General features: G+C 58.8%; 2 protein-coding genes. Both read left to right on the plus strand.

Annotated elements, in window-relative coordinates; translation table 11 throughout:
- Positions 1–1,122, plus strand: a 1,122-nt coding sequence (locus RMO18_RS14270; protein WP_309666767.1) for a hypothetical protein, incomplete at its 5' end; no start/stop codon positions are given.
- 5 nt (positions 1,123–1,127) lie between these two features.
- Positions 1,128–2,243, plus strand: a complete 1,116-nt coding sequence (locus tag RMO18_RS14275; RefSeq protein ID WP_309666769.1) for a rhamnan synthesis F family protein — start codon at positions 1,128–1,130, stop codon at positions 2,241–2,243.
- The last annotated feature ends 92 nt before the right edge of the window (positions 2,244–2,335 follow it).

Consider the following 2,335-nt stretch of genomic DNA (forward strand, 5'->3'; position numbering starts at 1 on the left):
GGATCTGGGGTGAAATCCGATCCGTCCCAGCAGGTTTTTCTGGGCCTTGATCCCCGCAAGCTCAAAAAGCAGATGATCGAGAGCCTGCTGTCGCCGCTTGGGAAAGTGGTTTGGACGCGGATGCCCCCGCTGCGCATTGCAGGCTATCCTGAAACCCTTGAGAGGGCGACTGCCGCACAGCTGGCCGCGCGCCGGCCTGCCAAGGGTGCGATCCTCAGGGCGCTGCAGCGGCGGCTCTACGGCTGGCAATACAATGGAAGCCGAGCGTATTTTGAGCGGCACAAGGCGACCATTGGCGTTGCGTGGAATGGCTTGAACGGATCGCGGCGGGCCTTCATGGACGGTGCGCGCGATGCGGGTGCGAGGACACTGTTCTTTGAACTTGCGCCGTTCAAGGGCAGGATCACTTGTGACCCGGTTGGGGTGAACCAGATGAACTCCCTGCCGCGCGAGATCGGGTTCTACCTGTCCTGGATGGCGCAAGCAGACATACCGCCCGATCGGTGGCGGACCCTGCGGTCCGACATCACACAGCGTGCATCGGCCCGGTCCAAGCCGTCGGGTGAGCCGGGGCGGGAAGGGCCGTACCTGTTTGCACCGCTGCAAGTGCCGGGGGATTCGCAACTTCGCCTGTTCGGCCGGCAGTTCCGGACCGTGCCTGCGTTCATCGAGGCGCTGGTCACGGCCGCCGACTCGCTGCCCGCAGGCTGGCACCTGAAGGTAAAGGAGCATCCCACGGCCAAGGTGTCTTATGCCCATCTGATCTCCGGGCGCAGCGCCCGGGTGGTGCTGGACAACCGCACCGACACCTTCGAACTTGTGGCCAAATCGTCAGGTGTCGTGACGGTGAATTCGTCGGTCGGGCTGGAGGCGATGTTCTTTGACAAGCCGGTCGTGGCTTGTGGTGAGTGCTTCTGGGCGCTTACGAGTGTGGCGATGTCCGCCTCGGACGCGGCGTCCTTGGCGGGGATTTTCGCCCATCCCGAGGCGTTGAAGAGCGATCTTGCGGCGCGGGGGGCGTTCCTGAGCTATCTCTTGGAGGAGTATTACGTGCTGGCCGCAGGCGGGCCGAACGAAGCGCGCAAGATCTTGCTTAAGATGGGCAAAGAGGTAGTGCATTGATACCGATGTGGAAGCTAAAGCGCGAAGGCATACGGCTGCGCGAAATGATTGCCGCATGGCTAGGCAACCTCTACGAGCCTGCGCTGAAGCGCAGGCACGACCGTTGGCGCGTCGTTCAGCCGGTGCCAAAGGACGAAGGCATCGCCCTGACCCCCAAGGTTGCAATCTTTTTGATATACCAGCCAAAGGGGGTCGCCCGGTCGATCCTGGCCACGCTGCGCTGGCTGGTGGCGAACGGTTATGCCCCTTTTGTCATCGCCAACACGCCCTTGTCGGACGCCGACAGCGCCGATCTGGCCGCGCTGTCGTGGCGGATTTTCGAGCGGCCCAACTTTGGCTACGATTTTGGCGGCTACCGGGACGGGGTTCTCTTGTTAAGAGAGTGGGGGATCGAGCCGGAGCGACTGTTAATCATCAACGACTCCGTGTGGATGCCGACGCGCGCGGATTCGACATTGATCGCGCGGCTGGAAGCGGTGGAAGCGGATGTGGTGGGTGGGATCATTCATCGCAATCTTACAAGACGTAATGGAGGGTTGCGTCCCCCGCACATAGAATCTTACCTTTATATGTTAAATACGAAAACTGTGGTAAGTGCCTGTTTCAAGAGATTTTGGCACGAATATCCGGTTTCGAGCAATAAAAGGAACGCCGTTCGGAACGGGGAACGTAAGCTAACGCCCGCCTTGGCCAGAGGTGGACTGACTGTTGCCGGTATTTTCTCACCCAATACTTTCGTTAGCCTGATGGGCTCTCAGGATGATCAGCAGCTTTGCAAGACTTTGGAATATGCGTCCCTAGTAGATCCGACCCTAATCGAAGAGAATTCAAGACTGTTGCGCCTCTACCTGAGCGAACTACAATGGCGTGATCAGGCCATGGATCATATAAAGCGTTGTGTTGACCGACGCAGATTTAATGCGTGTTTTATCTATCCTTCAGACCATCTTTTCGGAATGGATTTCATCAAAAAATCTCCGGGTTCTACCGGCGACGGCAGCTCGTGCCTCCATAGCCGCATGCGGCGTCAGCTTTTGCGGGCGGTAGCGTCGGGTGATCTTCCAGCCCTGCATCCCGATATCGAGTCTGAGATCAAAGAGTTGGAAGCTCTGATCGGGTAACGACATGTTTGTTAAATCGCTTGTCAGTAGGCCAGCTGTGGGCGATTAAGCCCCATGACCCGCTCTCTCCTCTTCCTCACCGGAACCCGTGC

The sequence above is a fragment of the Tabrizicola sp. genome (assembly GCF_031377265.1).
GTDB lineage: Bacteria > Pseudomonadota > Alphaproteobacteria > Rhodobacterales > Rhodobacteraceae > JAUYQR01.